The sequence below is a fragment of the Blastococcus sp. TF02A-26 genome, assembly GCF_003319125.1.
GTDB lineage: Bacteria > Actinomycetota > Actinomycetes > Mycobacteriales > Geodermatophilaceae > Trujillonella.
Genome location: NZ_QOHG01000003.1, coordinates 295,867 through 312,965 on the forward strand (window position 1 = coordinate 295,867; position 17,099 = coordinate 312,965).

The following is a 17,099-nucleotide window of genomic DNA, read 5'->3' on the forward strand; positions in this document are numbered from 1 at the left end:
CCGCGATCAGCCGCCGTGCGCGGCGATCGACAGCTGCTCCCACTCTCGCCAGGTGGCCAGCCGCCGCTCGTACTCCTTGGTCGCCATGGCCAGCGGGGCCTTGCCGAAGAAGACCCGGAGCGGCGGCTCGTCGGCGTCGACCAGCTGGAGGACGGCGGCGGCGGTGGCGGCCGGGTCGCCCGCGGACTGCGCGGCCTTGGCGCGACCGGCCATCACCTTGCCCCGGAACTCGTCGTAGGCCGGGTTCGGCTCCGCGTGCTGCGCCGAGGAGCCGGACCAGTCGGTGGAGTAGCCGGCCGGCTCGATGATCGTGACCTTGATGCCAAACTGCGCGACCTCGGTGGCCAGCGACTGGCTGAAGGCCTCCAGCGCCCACTTCGAGGCGTTGTAGACGCCGAGGTTGGGCAGCGCGACGATCCCGCCGATCGAGCTGACCTGGAGCACGTGGCCCGAGCCCTGCGCCCGCATGAGCGGCAGCGCGGCCTGGGTGATCCACAGCGCGCCGAAGACGTTGGCGTCGAACTGCGCGCGGACCTCGGCCTCCGACACCTCCTCGACCATGCCGAACAGGCCGTAGCCCGCGTTGTTCACGACCACGTCGAGCCGGCCGAAGGTGTCGTGGGCACGGCGGACGGCGGCGGTGCCGGCCTCGCGATCGGTGACGTCCAGCTGCAGGGGCAGGACGGCGTCCCCGAAGCGCTGCACGAGGTCGTCGAGGGTGGCGGTGTCGCGCGCGGTGGCGGCCACGGAGTCGCCGCGCTCGAGGGCGGCGGTGGCCCACTCGCGGCCGAACCCGCGCGAGGCGCCGGTGATGAACCAGGTCTTCGACATGGCCTCTTCTCTACCCCTGCGCAGCTCTCCCCGCTGTCCCGCGGGGGCTCCTACGCTCAGCCGGGTGCCGGGCATCGAGGTGTCGTTCCGCCCGCTGACGCGTGCCGACCTCCCGCTGCTGTGCCGATGGCTGGCCGAGCCGCTGGTCGCGCGGTGGTGGGCGCACGACCCGTCCCCGGAGGCGGTCGAGACCGACTTCGGACCGGTGCTCGACGGCGCCGACCCCACCGAGGTCGAGCTGGCCTGCGCCGACGGCCGGCCCTACGGATTGCTCCAGCGCTACACGTTCGCCGACAACCCGCAGTACATCGCGGAGCTGGCGCCGGTGTACCCCGTGCCGGAGGGGGCGCTGAGCATCGACTACCTGATCGGGGAGCCGGCGATGCGCGGCCGAGGGGTCGGCGGGGCGACGATCGCGGCGTTCGTCGCCGAGGGGTGGGCGCGGTACCCGGCGGCGCGCGACGTCGTCGTCCCGGTGGCGGCGGGCAACGTCGCCTCGTGGCGGGCGCTGGAGCGGGCCGGGTTCACCCGCGTCGCCGAGGGGCCGCTGGAGCCGGACAACCCGATCGACCCGCCCGACCACGCCGTCTACCGCATCGGCCGGTGAGCCGCGGCTACACGCGGGCCGGGGAGGGAACGACCGCCGCCGGAGCCAGGGCCTCGGCCGGGCCCGGACGGCCGAAGAACCAGCCCTGGCCCAGGTCGACGCCCAGCGCGAGCAGGGTCGTCGCGTCGTCCGCCGTCTCCACGCCCTCGGCGACGATCGTCGCGCCGCAGCCGTGGCCGAAGGAGACCAGCGAGCCGACGAGGGTCCGCAGCACCGGATCGCCGCCCACGCCGGCGACGATGCTGCGGTCGAGCTTCAGCACGTCGGGCGAGGTCAGCACGATGTGCCGCAGCGAGGAGAACCCGGCGCCGACGTCGTCGATCGCCAGCCGCAGGCCGGCCGCACGGAACGGCAGCAGCGCCGAGGTCAGGGCGTCGTAGTCGGCGACCGGGTCGTGCTCGGAGAGCTCCAGCAGCACGCGGGACAGCGGGAGCGTGGCGAGCAGATCGGCGAAGGGGCGGGTCAGCAGCGTCGCGGGGGAGACGTTCATGGCGACGTAGCCGCCGACGCGGTCCAGGTGCGCCGCGGCGCCCTGCAGGGCCAGCACCTCGAGCTCGTGCCCGCGGCCGACGCTGTGCGCCTCGGCGAAGACGACGTCGGGGGTCCTCTCCCACTCGGCGGGGAAGCGGCTGAGCGCCTCGGCGCCGACCCGGTGCCCGGTGGCCAGTTCGACGATCGGCTGCAGGACGACGGTCGGCCCACCGCCGGCCACCACGGGGCCGAGGCGGGCGTCGATGTCGCTGCGCCGCTCCTGGTCGCGCACCGCGGGCTCGACGATCACGGCAGCCGCGCCGGCGAGCACGTCCATGAGCGCCCGGTCGCGCTTGCCCAGCTCGGGGTCGGAGGTGAACCCGAAGGCGCAGAACGTGCCGTACAGGCTGCCGTCGCTGAGCCGGACGGGGGAGGAGACGTAGCTGCGGATGCGGGGGATGCGCGCCGAGGGCAGCGACATCGCCAGCGGGGAGGCCGTCACGTCGGGGATCACCGCGGGCAGCCGGCCGTCGAGGATCGCCTGGCAGAACGACGTCTCCTGCACGACGCGGGCGCCCTCGTGGACGAGCACCGAGGCCGGCAGGGAGGCGTCGACGACCTCCAGGTGCTGCGTGGTCCCGTCCAACCGGCTGAGGAAGGCGACGCTCATGCCGAGGGCGGAGCGCGCCGTGCCGAGGAGCTCGGCGATCTGCTGATCGGCGGCCGATCGCTGTCGACGCACGGCGGTGCCCCTTCCGGTGGTGGTCCTCCTCCATCGGCAACCCGGCGCCGGAGTGTGAGCGGCTGTCACCCGGACGGGCCACGACCGCGGGGTCCTGTCACAGTGCTCGGTCGGCGGCAGCAACCAGTGAGCGGGGGACGCGTGGACGAGCGGGTGGGTCGCAGGTCGCACCGGGCGACCTTCGCCGTCCTCGCCGCGGGGTTGTGCACCTACTCGCTGCTCCAGTCGATGGTCATCCCGGTGCTGCCGGCGATCCAGGCCGACCTGGGCACCACCCAGGCCGACGTCACCTGGGTGCTGACGGCGAACCTGCTCGCGGCCGCGGTCGCCACGCCCATCGTCGGCCGGCTCGGCGACATGTTCGGCAAGCGCCGGCTGTTCGTCGCGGTGATCCTCGTGCTCTGCGTCGGCTGCCTGCTGTCGGCGCTCGCCGGCGCGATGCCGCTGATGGTCACCGGCCGCGTGCTGCAGGGGATCGGCGGCGGGGTCATCCCGCTCGGCTACAGCATCCTGCGCGACGAGTTCCCCGACGCCGGCGTGGCCAGCGCGATCGGCGCGCTCTCCTCCCTCATCGCCGTGGGCTCCGGCTCCGGCCTGGTGATCGCCGGGCCCATCGACTCCGCGCTCGGCCTGGACTGGCTGTTCTGGCTGCCCCTGGGCGTCGGGGTGGTCGCGGCCGCCGTCGCGCACCGGGTGATCCCCGAGTCCCGGGTGCGGACCCCCGGCCGGGTCAACGTGCCGGCCGCGCTGCTGCTCTCGGCCTGGCTGGTGTGCGTCCTCCTCGGGGTCAGCCGCGCCACCGCGTGGGGCTGGGGCTCGCCGGCGGTGGTCGGGCTGCTGGCCGGTGGCGTCGTGCTGCTGGCCGGCTGGATCGCCGTGGAGACGCGCTCGGCCGCGCCGCTCATCGACATGCGCATGATGCGGCTGCGCGCGGTGTGGACGGCGAACCTGATCGCCTTCCTCGTCGGGCTGACGATCTTCGCCGCGTTCGCCTTCATCCCGCAGTTCATGCAGACGCCGTCCTCGGCGGGCTACGGGTTCGGGTCGAGCATCAGCGAGGTCGGGCTCGCGCTGCTGCCGCAGACGGCCGCCGGCTTCGTCGCGGGGCTGCTCGCCGGACGCCTGGGCCGGCGCTTCAGCTCCCGCAACATCGTCACCGCGGGGACCCTGCTGACCGCGCTCGCCTACGGGCTGGTGACCGTGGCGCACGACGAGCACTGGCAGCTGGCCATCGCCTTCGTGCTGCTGGGGTTCGGCACCGGGACGACGCAGGCGGCGCTGGCCAACGTCGTCGTCACCTCCGTCCCGCGCGACCAGACCGGCGCGGCCAGCGGGATGAACGCCAACATCCGGACGATCGGCGGGTCGATCGGCTCGGCCGTGATGGCGACCGTGGTCACCTCCACCGCCCCGGCCGGTGGCCTGCCGACCGAGGCCGGCTACACCACCGGCTTCCTCCTGCTCACCGTCGCCATGTTCGCCGCCACGCTGGCCACCCGCGTCATGCCCGACCCCCGCCGCGCCGCCCGCCGGGCCGCCGTCGCCGGGCCCTCGGCGTCCCCGGTGGCCCCGCTGCCGACCGACACGTGAGCCCGACCGCGGCCGGCGCCGAGGAGTAGTCGCCGACGGGCCGGACCACCGGAACCGTCCCGTATCGTCGGTTGCGTACAGCAACGAGAACAGAGGACCTCGCGAGCACCGTGACCGCCGACCCCGCGCCGCCGCGCGCCAGCTACCAGGTGACGTACGGGGTCATCGCCGTCGGCGTCATCGCGTTCGTCCTGCTCCAGTCGATGGTCAACCCGGTGCTGCCGGTGCTGCAGGCGGAGCTGGACACCACCCAGGCCGACGTCGCCTGGGTGCTCACCGCCAACTTCCTCTCGGCCGCGGTCTGCACGCCGATCCTGGGACGGCTGGGCGACATGGTCGGCAAGAAGCGGGTCTTCGTCGCCGCCCTCGGCGCGCTGGCCGTCGGGAGCCTGCTGGCCGGCCTGGCGGACTCGCTGACGCTCATGATCATCGCCCGCGTCGTCCAGGGGACGGGTGGAGGCGTGCTGCCGCTGGCCTTCGGGATCATCCGCGACGAGTTCCCCCCGGAGCGGGTACCGGGCGCGGTCGGCACGATCTCCTCGCTCATGGCGGTGGGCGGCGCGATCGGCACGGTGGTCGCCGGGCCGATCGTCGACGGCCTCGGCTACCGCTGGCTGTTCTTCCTCCCGATGATCGCGGTGGTCCTCGCCGCCGTCGGCGCCCACCTGGTCATCCCCGAGTCCCGGGTGCGGGCGGGGGGCTCCATCAACCTCCTCGCCGCCCTGCTGCTGTCGGGCTGGCTGGTCTGCCTGCTGCTGTCGGTCACCCAGGCGCCGAAGTGGGGCTGGGGATCGCCCGCGGTCGTCGCGATGCTCGTCGGCGCGGTGGTCCTGCTCGTCGTCTGGATCGCCGTGGAGTCCCGGGCCCGGCAGCCGCTGATCGACATGCGGATGATGCGGATCCGCGGCGTGTGGACGGCGAACCTGGTCGGCCTGCTCTTCGGCGCCGCGATGTACGCCGGGTTCGCCTTCATCCCCCAGTTCCTGCAGACGCCGGAGCTGACCGGCTACGGCCTGGCGGCGTCGATCACCGTGGCGGGGCTGGTGCTCCTGCCGCAGTCGGCCGCCTCGTTCCTCACCGGACTCTCCTCGGGGCGCCTGGTCGCACGCTTCGGGTCCAAGCTGGTCCTCATCGCCGGCGCGCTCTCCTGCTCGCTCGGGTTCGGCCTCTTCGCCGTCGCCAACGACTCGCTCTGGGAGATCGCCCTGATCGGCATCCTCATGGGCGTGGGCTTCGGCCTGGCGTTCTCGGCGATGGCCAACCTCGTGGTCGCCGCGGTGCCGTCGTCGCAGACCGGCGTCGCGAGCGGGATGAACGCGAACATCCGCACCGTGGGCGGCGCCATCGGCACCGCGCTGCTGGCCAGCGTGGTGACGGCGGACCTGCAGCCCTCGGGCTTCCCCGCCGAGTCCAGCTACACCACCGCGTTCCTGCTCGCGGCCGGGGCGCTGCTGCTGGCCGCGCTGGCCGGGCTGCTGGTCCCCGCCGTCCGCCGCGACCCGGTGACGCACGAGGAGCCCGAGGCGCCGCTGCGCCACCCGCAGGCCGGCGTCGTGCCGGCGGCCACCCTGGTCGGCGACGGGCGCGAGTAGCACGCCGGCTGCGCCGGTCCCGGCCCGGACGTAGGGTCCCGGGACCGGGCGCGACGGCCCGGACGGCCACGGGAGCGCGCGCGACGTGACGGCGGAGCAGGTCGACGGGATGGACCCCGTGCTGCTCCGCGCGGCGGTCGAGACCACCGAGGCGCTGCTCGTCGTGGTGGACGGCGAGGGCCGCATCCTGCTGGCCAACCCGGCCCTCGAGCGGTTCACCGGCCGGTCGGCCGCCGAGCTGCTCGGCCGGCACTTCACCGACGTCTACGTGGTGCCCGAGCACGTGGCGCTCGCCCGGGACGCCGTCTCCCGAGCCGTCGCCACCGGGCAGGCGCACCCACAGGAGGGGGACTGGCTGACCGGCACCGGAGAGCGCCGCCGCATCGCGATGCGCAACACGGTGCTCACCGACGAGGCCGGGCGCCCGCACGCCATCGCCTGCGTCGCGGTCGACGTCACCGAGGACCCGCAGCGGCACGCGCGCCTGCTGCACCGCGCGGAGACCGACCTGCTGACCGGCATCGCGAACCGGGCGGTCCTGTTCGAGGTGCTGCGCGTGCACCAGGAGGGCGGCGCGGGCTGCGGCGTGCTGTTCTGCGACCTCGACGACTTCAAGGAGGTCAACGATGCGCACGGGCACCCCGTGGGCGACGGCGTCCTGGCCGAGGTCGCCGGTCGTCTCGCGGCGGCGGTCCCGCCCGAGCACCTGGTGGCGCGCTTCGGCGGGGACGAGTTCGTCGTCGTCTGCCCCGCGGCCTCCGCGGCGGAGCTCGAGCAGCTCGCCGCCGAGGTCGCCGAGCGGATGACCGTCCCGTTCACCACCCCGGCCGGGCCGCTGCGGCTCGGCGTGAGCGTCGGCGTGGCCGTCGGGCGGGACGGCGAGACCGCAGACGAGCTCATCGCCCGGGCCGACCGCGCGATGTACGGGGTGAAGACCCACCGGCGGCGCCGCTCGGTGCGGGAGGACCCGCCGGAGACGCTGCGCTGACCGGGCCGTCGGGGTGTCTCCCGCGGTGCTCGGGCTCTGCCCCGTATGTGGGGCAGAGCCCGAGCGTCCTGGGAGACCTCCCCCGACCGGGCGTGATCACGGTCGCGTTCCGGAATGTCCGACGGGGCCTGTGTGTCCCAACCAGGCGTGGACCTCTTCTCCCCCGTGACCCTGGGCGCCCTCGAGCTCGCCAACCGCGTGGCGATGGCGCCCCTGACCCGGATGCGCTCCGGCGCGCAGGGCGTCCCCGGCGACCTCGTCGTCGAGCACTACGCCCAGCGCGCGGGCCTCGGCCTGATCGTCACCGAGGGGACCTACCCGGTGCACGAGTCGCAGGCGTTCGTCGGCCAGCCCGGGATCGTCACCGACGAGCAGGTGGCCGGCTGGCGCCGCGTCGCCGACGCCGTGCACGCCCGTGGCGGTCGCATCGTCATGCAGGTCATGCACGGCGGCCGGGTCACCCACCCCGACATCAACGGCGGCCGCCGGGTCGAGGCGCCGAGCGCGATCGCCATCGACGGCGAGGCCCGGACCGCCACCGGCAAGCACGCCTATCCCGTGCCGCACGCCCTGACCACCGCGGAGGTCCGCGAGCGGGTGCAGACCTTCGTCGACGCCTCCCGCCGCGCCATCGAGGCCGGCCTGGACGGCGTGGAGCTGCACGGCGCCAACGGCTACCTGCTGCACGAGTTCCTCTCCCCGGCGTCCAACCGCCGCGACGACGAGTACGGCGGCTCGCCGGAGAACCGCGCCCGCTTCGTCGTCGAGGTGGCCACCGCGGTCGCCGCGGAGATCGGCGCCGGGCGCGTGGGCCTGCGGATCTCTCCGGAGCACGGCATCCAGGACGCCCTCGAGCCCGACCGGGACGACGTCCTGGCCACGTACGGGTACCTCATGGACCAGCTGCGGCCGCTCGGCCTGGCCTACCTCTCGGTGCTGCACCGCGAGCCGGCCGGGGACCTGGTGCAGGAGCTGCGTCGCCGCTTCGACGGGCCGCTCATGGCCAACAGCGGCTTCGGCTCGATCACCACCCGGGACGAGGCGGTCGCGCTCATCGACAGCGCGCACGCCGACGTCGTCGCCGTCGGCCGGGCCGTGATCGCCAACCCCGACCTGGTCGAGCGCTGGGCCGGGCAGCACCCGGAGAACGAGCAGCGGCCGCACCTCTACTACGCCGACGGCGCCGAGGGCTACACCGACTACCCGGTGCTCCGGGCCGGCTGACCCGGCCGGGTCAGGCGAGCCGGCCGTCCTCCAGGCGGAGCACGCGGTCGGCCGCCGTCACCACCGCCGGGTCGTGGCTGGCCACCAGCACGCCGGTCCCGCCGGCGCAGGCCTCCCGCAGCACGCCGAGCACGGTGCCGGTGAGCTCCTCGTCGAGGTGCCCGGTCGGCTCGTCGGCGAGCAGGAAGGCCGGGCGGACGACGAGGGCGCGGGCCAGCGCGGTCCGCTGCTGCTGGCCCAGCGACACCTCGCTCGGCAGCCGGTCGGCGAGAGCGTCCAGGCGCAGGGCCGTCAGGGCGGCGGTCGCGGCCGCCGCCGGGTCGGCGTCGCCGGCCAGCCGCGCGGGCAGCGTGACGTTGCCGCCGACGGTGAGCTCCTCGAGCAGCCCGAACTGCTGGGGGACGACGGCGACGGTCGTCCACGGCGCCGTCGCAGGAGCCTCGGCGCCCGGCACGGAGACGGTGCCGGCGTCGGGCCGCTCCCAGCCGAGCAGGCAGTTGAGCAGCGTGGACTTGCCCGACCCCGAGCGGCCCAGTAGCGCCACCAGCTCGCCCGGTCCGACGTCCAGCGACACGCCCCGCAGCGCGTGCACCCGCTCCCGGCCGCGGCGGTAGGACTTCGCGAGGTCCACGCCGCGCAGCGCGCTCACCGCCCGGGCTCCCGCAGCACGACGCCGTCCTCGGTGACCTCGAGCAGCGCCCGCCGGTCGGGGAAGCGGGCGAGGGCGTCCTCCGGCAGCTGGATCCGGCCGTCGCCGTCGATCACCGCGAGCCGGCGCCCGGCCACCTCCTCGTGCGCGACCGTGCCCGAGCGCAGGTGGACCACCCGGTCGGCCGCCGCGGCGGCGAGCGGGTCGTGGGTGGCGAGCACGACGGTCGTCCCGGTCCCGGCCAGGCCGCGCACGGCCTCGAGGAGGTCGGCGGTCGTGCGGCTGTCGAGCTCGCTGGTCGGTTCGTCGGCGACGAGCAGGGCCGGCCGGCCGGTCACCGCCTGGGCGAAGGCCAGCCGCTGCTGCTCGCCGCCGGAGAGCTCGGCGGGCCGGTGGTCCACCCGGTCGGCGAGACCCAGGCGGTCGACCAGCTCCGCGGCGTCGTCCCCCTCGGTGCCGCGCAGCCGGGCCGCCGCGGCCAGGTGCTCGCGGACGGTGAGGTGCGGCGAGAGGTTCTGCGCCGGCCGCGCGAAGACGTAGCCGATCGAGCGCCGGCGCAGGGTGCGCAGGCCGCGGGTGGACAGCCCGCCGAGCGACTGCCCGGCGATCACCGCGCGCCCCGCGGTCGGCCGGTCCTGCGCGGCCAGGATCCGCAGCAGCGAACTCTTGCCCGAGCCCGAGGGTCCGGTGATGGCGGTGACCCGGCCCGCCGGGACGACGACGTCGACGCCCTTGAGCGCGTGCACCTCGCCGCTCGGGGACCAGTAGATGCGGACCAGTCCCTCACACGACGCGGCCGGGGGGTCAGGTGGCATCGCGCATCACCCGTCCGCCGTCGGCCTGCCGAGCGGCCCGGCCGGTGAGGACGGCCCCGGCGACCGTCGCGAGGGCGGCACCCGCGACGACCGCGACGAGCGAGCCCCACGGCACCGCGACCAGCGGGCCGGGCAGCACGTCGGGCACCGGGTCGAGCAGCTCCACGAGCAGCGCCGACACCGGCAGGGCCACGGCGACGGCGAGGACGGCGCTCAGGCCGGCGAGCAGGCCCGTCTCCAGCGCCGCGGCGCTGCGCTGGGCGGCGGCGCCCACGCCCATGCGGGTCAGCAGCACCGAGGCGGCGGCCCGGCGTCGCTGCTGGGCGACGGCCTGCAGCGCCAGGCCGGTGAGACCGAGCAGGCCGGCGAGCGCGGCGACGCCGCGGAGGTGACCGAAGGACCAGGTCCGGGCGTTGAGCTCGGGGCGGGCGGCGAAGTCGCCGGAGGTGACCACCTGGTCGGGGTCGAAGGACCAGCCGGCGGCGGTGAGGGCGCCGAGCACCGGAGCGGCCTCGCCGCGCGCCCACAGCTCCTGGTCGAGGAAGGTCTCCGGGTCCCGGCCGGCGGCCTCGATGGCCGCCCGGAAGCCGTCCTGGTCGGCGACGAGCAGCGGGACGTCGGACCGCTGCCCCGGGAAGGCGGTCACCCGGCCCACCACCTCCACCGGCACGGCGTACACGCGGGCGAACTCGGCCACCAGGTCCCCGTCGAGGTCCCCGGGGACGGAGCCGGCGACCACGACGGGCACCCGGTCGCCGCGGTGGTCCTCCAGCGCCGCGGCGAGGTCGGCCAGCGGGCGGTCGGCGAGCCGGGGGTCCCAGCGCACGACGTCGACCGGGTCGGGAGGCCGCACGGCCAGCACGTCGACGGCCAGGTCCTGCGGCACCAGCGTGAGGCGGGTGGCCCGCTCCACGATCGTGGCGCCCTCGGGTGAGGGCCCCGCGTCCTGGACGCGCCGCAGCAGCGGGACGACGACGTCGCCGGCCGCGGCGACGGCCGCCTTGGCGTCGACGGTGCGCGCGGCGGAGTCGGCGAGCGTGCCCGCCTGGACGACGAGCCCGAGCGCCAGGGCCGTGGTCACCACGACGAGGCGGACGGCGCCGCGTCCGGCCGCGACGCGGGAGAGGGCGAGGAACGGCGCGGGAGCCAGCCGCCCGAGGCGCGCCCGGCCGCGGCGGCCGAGCCGGGGCAGCAGGGCCGTGAGCGCCCCGGCCGCGACCACGGTGGCCAGCAGCGGGAGCACGAGGGGGAGCAGCTGCAGGTCACCGCCGTCGTCGGTGTCGCCGGTGAGGACGAGCGCGGTGACCGCGACGGTGATCCCCGCCGTGACCGCCACCCACGGGACGGTGCGGCGCGGGCGGCGGCCGACGACGTCCATCCGGCCGACGGCCACGGCGGTGACCGCGGCGACGGTGACCAGTGCGGTGAGCGCACCGGCGGCGGCCGCGAGGGCCGCCCAGCGGGCGACGCCGTCCGGCAGGGAGCTGGAGGGGCCGAGGGCGCGGACCAGCAGCCACCCGGCCGCGCTCCCGGCGGCCGTGCCGCCGAGCACCGGCAGGACCGCCTCGCGCAGGGCGGCGCCGGCGGCCCGGGCGGGGGAGAGCCCCCGGACCAGGAGGGCCCGCAGCTCGCTCTCGCGGCGGCGGACCCGCTGCCCGGCCCAGGCGCCGACCAGCACCAGCGCGGCCAGCGCGCCTCCGGCGCCGACGGCGGTCACCGGCGGGACGAGCAGCTCGACGGTGCGGTCGGCGGTGCGCAGGGCCTCGGGCAGCCGGGACTGCGGCGCGGGCGGCCCGAGGCCGGCGACCGCGGCCTGCCGGCCGACGTCCCCTCCCGGCGAGGCCAGGGCCGAGCGGAAGCGGTCGAGGCGGGCGGCGGCGGCCCGGGCGGCGTCGACGTCCAGGCCGTCGGCCAGCGGGAGGAACCACTCGAGGAACAGGCCGCTCTCGACCTCGTCGGCGGCGGCGAGGACGATCGAGCGGGGCGCGATCACCGCCGCGGTGGGGTAGATCGGGTCGTCCAGGCCCCGGTAGCGCGGCTGGGTGAGGAGCGCCTCCTGCCCGGCCCAGTAGGGCGGCAACTCCGGAGGCAGGTCGGCGTAGACGCCACCGATCGGCAGCACCAGCGGCGTCCCGTCGGAGCTCTCGGTGGTGAGGACGTCGCCGGGGCGCAGGCCCTTCAGGTCGGCGAGGCGCTGCGGGACGAGGACGGCGTCGGCACGGGCCTCGCCGGCGAGGACGTCGACGTTCTCCTCCGCGCCGGTGCGGGAGAACAGCAGCAGCCGGTTGGCGCCCTCGGGCGTCGGGATGAAGACGGTGTCGCGGATCCGGACCAGGGCGCGGGGCGGGTCCAGACCGATCTCGGTCGCGGTCGCGGTGACGGCGTCGTCCACCAGCCCAGCGCGGGCGGCCGGCGGCGGCCCGCTCGCGCTGCCAGCTGCCCTCCTCGGCGGACCCGGCGAGCAGCGGGACGGAGACGACCACGGCGGCGAGGACCGCGACCAGCACGGTCAGCCCGAGCGCCTGGTCCCGGTGCGGCAGGAGCGCGATACGCAGCCGCCGCAGCGTGCGGCGCGACCGGGGCCCAGGCGCGCGCATCCGCGGAAACTAGCGGCCCCGGTGCTCCGGCATCCAGCACGCACAGGTCTCGGAGCGCTCGTGCTCTGCCCATTCGAGCGGGCAGAGCACGAGCGTCCGCGGGGTCAGCGGTCGGCGGAGGCCAGCTCCCGCCGGGTCTCGGCGTCGCGCCGCTCGAGGGCCGCGCCCTCGATGTCGACGTCGGGCAGGACCCGGTCCAGCCAGCGGGGAAGCCACCAGGCGCGGCGGCCCAGCAGCGTCATCACCGCCGGCACGATCGCCATCCGGACGACGAACGCGTCGACCAGCACGCCGAACGCCAGCGCGAAGCCGATGCTCTTCACGGTGGCGTCGTGGCCGAGGATGAACCCGCCGAACACCGAGCCCATGATCAGCGCCGCCGCCGTCACCACGCGGGCGCCGGACCGGAAGCCGCCGACGACCGCCTCGGTCGGCTCCGTGCCGTGCACGTGCTCCTCGCGCATCCGGCTGACGAGGAAGACCTCGTAGTCCATGGCGAGGCCGAACAGGAGCCCGATGAGCAGGATCGGCAGGAAGCTGAGCACCGGGCCGGTGGACTCGACGCCGAGCAGCCCGGCCAGCCAGCCCCACTGGAAGACGGCGACCAGGGCGCCGAAGGTGGCGGCGAGGCTGAGCAGGAAGCCGAGCGTGGCCTTGATCGGCACGAGGACCGACCGGAAGGCCAGCATCAGCAGCAGGAACGCCAGGCCGACGACGACCAGGAGGAAGACCGGCAGCGCGGCGCCGAGCTTCTCGGAGATGTCGATTCCGAGCGCGGTGTTGCCGGTGACGGCGAGCTCGGAGCCGGTCTCGTCGGTGAGGCCGGGGCGCAGGTCGCGGATGTCCTGCACCAGCGCCTCCGTGCCGGCCGCCGAGGGGCCGTCCTCGGGGATGACGGAGAGGATCGCGGTGTCGCCGGCCTCGTTGGGCTGCGGCGGGGCGACGGTCGCGACGCCGTCCAGCTCGCCGACCGCCGCGGCCGTGGCGGCGAAGGCGGCGGTCGGGTCGTCGGCGTCGGTGGCGTCGACGAGGACCGTGAGCGGGCCGTTGAACCCGGGACCGAAGGCGCCGGCGAGCAGGTCGTAGGCCTGCCGCTGGGTGGTCTCCGCGCCGAGGTCGCCCTCGGTGGGCAGGCCCAGCCGCAGGTCGAGCGCGGGCAGGGCGACGACTCCCAGGCCGACGACGCCGGCGACGAGCACGGCGACCGGGCGGCGGGTGACCCGGCGCGCCCAGCGGGTGCCGGCGGAGTCCCCGGTCGCCAGCGCGGCCTGGCGGCGGCGCAGGCCCGGCACCTTCCAGCGGTCGAAGCGGTCGCCGGCGAAGCCGAGCAGCGCGGGGACGAGCGTCAGGGCGACCAGGACCGCGACGCCGACCATGCCGGCGGCGACCAGGCCCATCGTGGTGAGGAACGGGATCCCGACGACGGTGAGCCCGGCCAGCGCGATCATGACCGTGAGGCCGGCGAAGACGACCGCGCTGCCGGCGGTGCCGACGGCCCGGCCGGCGGACTCGCGGGCGCCCATCCCGGCGGCGAGCTGCTCCTTGTGCCGGATGGTGATGAACAGGGCGTAGTCGATCCCGACGGCCAGGCCGATCATCAGGCCGAGGGTGGGCGTGGTGCTGGTCAGGTCCACGACGGAGGACAGTGCGAGCACCCCGGCCATGCCGGCGCCGACGCCGATGAGGGCGGTCAGCAGCGGCAGCCCCGCCGCCAGCAGCGAGCCGAAGGTGATGGCGAGGACGACCATCGCGACGAGCACGCCGATGGCCTCGGCCGCGCCCTGCGCCGGTGCGGCCTGGGTGGCCTCGCCGCCGAACTCGACCTGCAGCCCGGCGTCCTCGGCGGCGTCGGCGACGGCGAGCAGCTCGGTGCGGGCGTCGTCGGTGACGTCGGGGACCTGGACGTCGTAGCTGACCGTCGCGTAGGCGACCGCGCCGTCGGGGGAGACGCCCTGCCGGGCGAAGGGGTCGCTCACGGCGGCGACCTGCTCGGCCTCCGCGGCCTCGGCCAGCGCCTGCTGGACGGCGGCGGCGTACTCCGGGTCGGTGACCGCGCTGCCTTCCGGGGCGGCGAACACGATCCGGGCGGTGGCACCGCCGGCGCCGCCCTCGGGGAAGCGCTCGGCGAGCGTCTCGAGGGCGGTGACGGACTCGACGCCGGGGATGCTCAGCTGGGCGTCGGCATCGCGGCCGAAGGCGCCGGCGAGCGCGCCGAGGCCGACGAGGGCGACGACCCACGCGAGCAGGACGGTCTTCCGGCGGGCGAAGGCCCAGCGTCCGAGACGGTGGAGGAGGACGGCCACGGGAGGCTCCAGGGAGGTCGGTGGTCGGGCGCGAGACGACGGCAGCGGCGCCTAGCCGATCGGCAAGGACTGTACTAGCCGAACGGCTAGGTGACGGATGACCCGCGTCACGCCCGGAGCGTCTACAGTGCGCCGGTGACCAGCACCGGCCCCGCGTCCGCTCCGGCGGCTCCCGCCCGCTCGGCGGGGGCGCAGCGGGTGCTCGACGCCGCGCTGGAGCTGTTCACCGCGCACGGGTTCGAGGGCACGAGCCTGCAGGACATCGCCGACCGTCTCGGCGTCACCAAGGCCGCCGTCTACTACCACTTCCACACCAAGGACGAGCTGCTGCGCGCGCTGGTCGAGCCGGCGTTCGCCGAGGTCAGCGCCCTGGTCGCCGAGGGGGAGGAGCGGCCGGCGTCCTCCCGCCGGGCCGGCGTCGTCGAGGTCGGGCGGTACGTGGACTACCTGCTGCGGCACCGCCGGTTCGCCGTCTGGCTGGCCCGGGACGCGGCCGCGATGACCCGCGACGTCGTCGTGCAGCAGGCGACCGAGATCCGGGAGCGCACCGAGGCGATGCTGGTCGGCGCCGACGCCGACGCGCTGAGCCGGATCTGGGCCGCGGCGACCCTGCAGGCCCTGGCCGGCGGCCTGATCGCCGCGCCGGCCGACGCCCCGGACGAGTGGTTGCGCGAGGAGCTCACCGAGCTCGGGGCGCACCTGCTGGCCGGCTACCGGAAGGCGGCCCGCCGCCGCGAGGCCTGAGCGTCACGGGCTCGGGAAGGTGACCGTCACCTGGAGCCCGCCCGACAGCGGGGCGGAGAGCTCCAGGTCGGCGCCGTGGTCCTCGGCAACCCGGGCGACGATGGCCAGCCCCAGCCCGCTCCCGATCGACTCCGATCCGGCGGTCACCCGTCCGGCTCCGCGGACGAACGGCTCGGTCAGGGTGCCGAGCAGGTGCTCCGGGACGTAGGGGCCGGTGTTGGTGACCCGCAGCTGCGCCCGGCCGCCGTCCGCCGTCCCGGTGACGACGGTGACGCTGCCGCCCGGGCCGGTGTTGTGCCGGATCCCGTTGAGCACGAGGTTGACCACCAGCTGCCGGACCAGGGACTCGCTGCCGTCGAGGTCGCCCTCGCCCAGTTCGGTGCGGACGGCGATCCCCGCGTCGCCGGCGACCGGGGCCAGCTCGGCGACGACGGCGGCGGTGATCTCCGCCAGGTCGACGGGCGTGCGGGGAGGGGTGCGGCCCTGGTCGAGGGCGGCCAGCGCCAGCAGCGCCTCGACGGTCTCGGTGCCCCGGCGGTTGGTCCGGTCGAGCCGGTGCAGGAGCTCGGGGACGTCGACGCCGGCGGGGTCGGCGAGGGCGACGTCGAGCATCGAGCGCTCCACGGCGTAGGGGGTGCGCAGCTCGTGGGAGGCGTTGGCGGCGAACCGGCGGTGCTCGTCGAGCGAGGCCTGGAGGCGGTCGAGCATCGTGTCGAGGGTGTCGGCGAGCTCGCGGAACTCGTCGCGCGGGCCGGCCATCCGGACCCGGTGGTCGAGCGACCCGGCCGCCACCTGCTGGGTGACCCGGTGGATCCGCTGCAGCGGGCGCAGCATCCGGCCGGCGAGGAACCAGCCGCCGGCGAGCCCGACCACCGCCAGCGCCCCGAGCACCATCCACGCCTTGGGCCACAGCGCCGTCAGCAGGTCGCCGCGGTCGGGGACGAACCGCCCGGGTCGACCCGGCGAGCCGTCGGGCTCCGCGGTGGGGATGCTCAGGTTGCCCTCCGGGACGAACCGGAGGATGTAGACGAGCAGCGCGACGAGGGCGAACCCGGCGACCACGAGGAAGCCGGCGTAGCTGAGCGTCAGCTTGAGCCGCGCGCTCACCGTTCGGCGATCCGGTAGCCCGAGCCGGGGACGGTCGCGATCAGCCACGGCTCGCCCAGCCGCTTGCGCAGCGAGGAGATCGTGATGCGGACGGCGTTGGTGAACGGGTCGGCGTTCTCGTCCCAGGCCCGCTCGAGCAGCGACTCCGCGCTCACCACCCCGCCGCGAGCGGCGAGCAGGACCTCCAGCACCGCGAACTGCTTGCGGGTCAGGGCCACGTACCGCCCGTCGCGGTAGACCTCGCGGCGGAACGGGTCGAGGGTGAGGCCGGCGAACTCGACGACCGGCGGGGTGCCCTCGACCGGCCGGCGGGCCAGGGCGCGCAGCCGCACCACGAGCTCCCGCATCGCGAACGGCTTGGTGAGGTAGTCGTCGGCGCCGAGCTCGAAGCCGGCCACCTTCTCCTCGAGCCGGTCGGCGGCGGTGAGCATGAGGATCCGGCAGCTCAGGCCGTCGGCGACGATCCGGCGGGCCACCTCGTCGCCGGAGGTGCCCGGCAGGTCGCGGTCGAGGACGACGACGTCGTAGCTGGTGACGGCGAGGTTCTCCAGGGCGCTGTCGCCGTCGTGGACGACGTCCGAGGCGATGGCCTCGAGGCGCAGCCCGTCGCGGACGGCGTCGGCCAGGTAGGGCTCGTCCTCCGCGATCAGCACCCGCACGGGGTCAGGGTAGGGACGGCGACGTATCGGCGGCGTATGCCGCTCACCCGGCGCGGGCGTCGCGCAGGGGAGGCGGGCACGCGGTCCCAAGTTCGGTGGCCAGCTCGTAGTGCCAGATCTCGTTGCCGTAGGTCTGCACAGGCCGAACTCGGCGCCGTACCGGCTCATCCAGTACATGGC

At 75.7% G+C, this 17,099-nt stretch carries 14 protein-coding genes; 6 read left to right on the forward strand and 8 right to left on the reverse strand.

The window, feature by feature from the left end:
- Nucleotides 1-6: 6 nt before the first annotated feature.
- Nucleotides 7-831 carry an SDR family oxidoreductase gene (locus tag DQ240_RS05125; protein WP_113838518.1) on the reverse strand — a complete coding sequence of 275 codons (825 nt, stop codon included), beginning with the start codon at nt 829-831 and terminating at the stop codon, nt 7-9.
- A gap of 64 nt (nt 832-895) precedes the next feature.
- Here DQ240_RS05125 and DQ240_RS05130 point away from each other — a divergent pair, with 64 nt between their 5' ends.
- Nucleotides 896-1,438: a GNAT family N-acetyltransferase gene (locus DQ240_RS05130; protein WP_233498507.1), complete on the forward strand. Its 543-nt coding sequence runs from the start codon at nt 896-898 to the stop codon at nt 1,436-1,438.
- Nucleotides 1,439-1,445: 7 nt separating this feature from the next.
- On the opposite strand, the gene DQ240_RS05135 is transcribed toward DQ240_RS05130, so the two are convergent.
- Nucleotides 1,446-2,651 (reverse strand): EAL domain-containing protein, encoded by a 1,206-nt coding sequence (locus DQ240_RS05135; protein WP_113838519.1) that lies wholly within the window; start codon nt 2,649-2,651, stop codon nt 1,446-1,448.
- A gap of 153 nt (nt 2,652-2,804) precedes the next feature.
- On the opposite strand from DQ240_RS05135, the gene DQ240_RS05140 reads away from it, so the two are divergent.
- The 4 genes from DQ240_RS05140 (at nt 2,805) to DQ240_RS05155 (ending at nt 8,045) form a co-directional block, all read left to right on the forward strand.
- Nucleotides 2,805-4,241 (forward strand): MFS transporter, encoded by a 1,437-nt coding sequence (locus tag DQ240_RS05140; protein ID WP_113838595.1) that lies wholly within the window; start codon nt 2,805-2,807, stop codon nt 4,239-4,241.
- 110 nt (nt 4,242-4,351) lie between these two features.
- Complete coding sequence (locus tag DQ240_RS05145; protein WP_233498508.1) at nt 4,352-5,833, forward strand: MFS transporter; 1,482 nt, start codon at nt 4,352-4,354, stop codon at nt 5,831-5,833.
- Nucleotides 5,834-5,918: 85 nt separating this feature from the next.
- Nucleotides 5,919-6,821, forward strand: a complete 903-nt coding sequence (locus DQ240_RS05150; protein ID WP_233498509.1) for a diguanylate cyclase domain-containing protein — start codon at nt 5,919-5,921, stop codon at nt 6,819-6,821.
- 147 nt (nt 6,822-6,968) lie between these two features.
- Nucleotides 6,969-8,045: an alkene reductase gene (locus DQ240_RS05155; RefSeq protein ID WP_113838520.1), complete on the forward strand. Its 1,077-nt coding sequence runs from the start codon at nt 6,969-6,971 to the stop codon at nt 8,043-8,045.
- A 10-nt stretch (nt 8,046-8,055) separates the two neighbouring features.
- On the opposite strand, the gene DQ240_RS05160 is transcribed toward DQ240_RS05155, so the two are convergent.
- The 4 genes from DQ240_RS05160 to DQ240_RS05175 all read right to left on the reverse strand — a co-directional run bounded on the left by DQ240_RS05160 (nt 8,056) and on the right by DQ240_RS05175 (nt 14,409).
- Complete coding sequence (locus tag DQ240_RS05160; protein WP_113838521.1) at nt 8,056-8,694, reverse strand: ABC transporter ATP-binding protein; 639 nt, start codon at nt 8,692-8,694, stop codon at nt 8,056-8,058.
- Nucleotides 8,691-9,509 carry an ABC transporter ATP-binding protein gene (locus DQ240_RS05165; protein ID WP_113838522.1) on the reverse strand — a complete coding sequence of 273 codons (819 nt, stop codon included), beginning with the start codon at nt 9,507-9,509 and terminating at the stop codon, nt 8,691-8,693. Before DQ240_RS05165 ends, DQ240_RS05160 begins: the two co-directional genes overlap by 4 nt.
- Nucleotides 9,499-11,901 (reverse strand): hypothetical protein, encoded by a 2,403-nt coding sequence (locus tag DQ240_RS05170; protein ID WP_113838523.1) that lies wholly within the window; start codon nt 11,899-11,901, stop codon nt 9,499-9,501. Before DQ240_RS05170 ends, DQ240_RS05165 begins: the two co-directional genes overlap by 11 nt.
- A gap of 309 nt (nt 11,902-12,210) precedes the next feature.
- Nucleotides 12,211-14,409, reverse strand: a complete 2,199-nt coding sequence (locus DQ240_RS05175) for an MMPL family transporter (RefSeq protein WP_113838524.1) — start codon at nt 14,407-14,409, stop codon at nt 12,211-12,213.
- A 135-nt stretch (nt 14,410-14,544) separates the two neighbouring features.
- On the opposite strand from DQ240_RS05175, the gene DQ240_RS05180 reads away from it, so the two are divergent.
- Nucleotides 14,545-15,153 carry a TetR family transcriptional regulator gene (locus DQ240_RS05180; protein WP_113838525.1) on the forward strand — a complete coding sequence of 203 codons (609 nt, stop codon included), beginning with the start codon at nt 14,545-14,547 and terminating at the stop codon, nt 15,151-15,153.
- Nucleotides 15,154-15,156: 3 nt separating this feature from the next.
- Here the strand turns inward: DQ240_RS05180 and DQ240_RS05185 are convergent, their stop codons facing one another.
- Nucleotides 15,157-16,260 (reverse strand): HAMP domain-containing sensor histidine kinase, encoded by a 1,104-nt coding sequence (locus DQ240_RS05185; RefSeq protein ID WP_113838526.1) that lies wholly within the window; start codon nt 16,258-16,260, stop codon nt 15,157-15,159.
- Nucleotides 16,257-16,919, reverse strand: coding sequence for a response regulator transcription factor (locus DQ240_RS23915; protein ID WP_233498517.1), 663 nt, complete (start codon nt 16,917-16,919; stop codon nt 16,257-16,259). The genes DQ240_RS05185 and DQ240_RS23915 overlap by 4 nt, the downstream gene beginning before the upstream one ends.
- Nucleotides 16,920-17,099 lie beyond the last annotated feature (180 nt).

Bases quoted from the DNA above. Each gene is read 5' to 3' on its own strand.
- DQ240_RS05125 (WP_113838518.1), bottom strand. From the start codon at position 831: ATGTCGAAGACCTGGTTCATCACCGGCGCCTCGCGCGGGTTCGGCCGC.
- DQ240_RS05165 (WP_113838522.1), bottom strand. From the start codon at position 9,509: ATGCCACCTGACCCCCCGGCCGCGTCGTGTGAGGGACTGGTCCGCATC.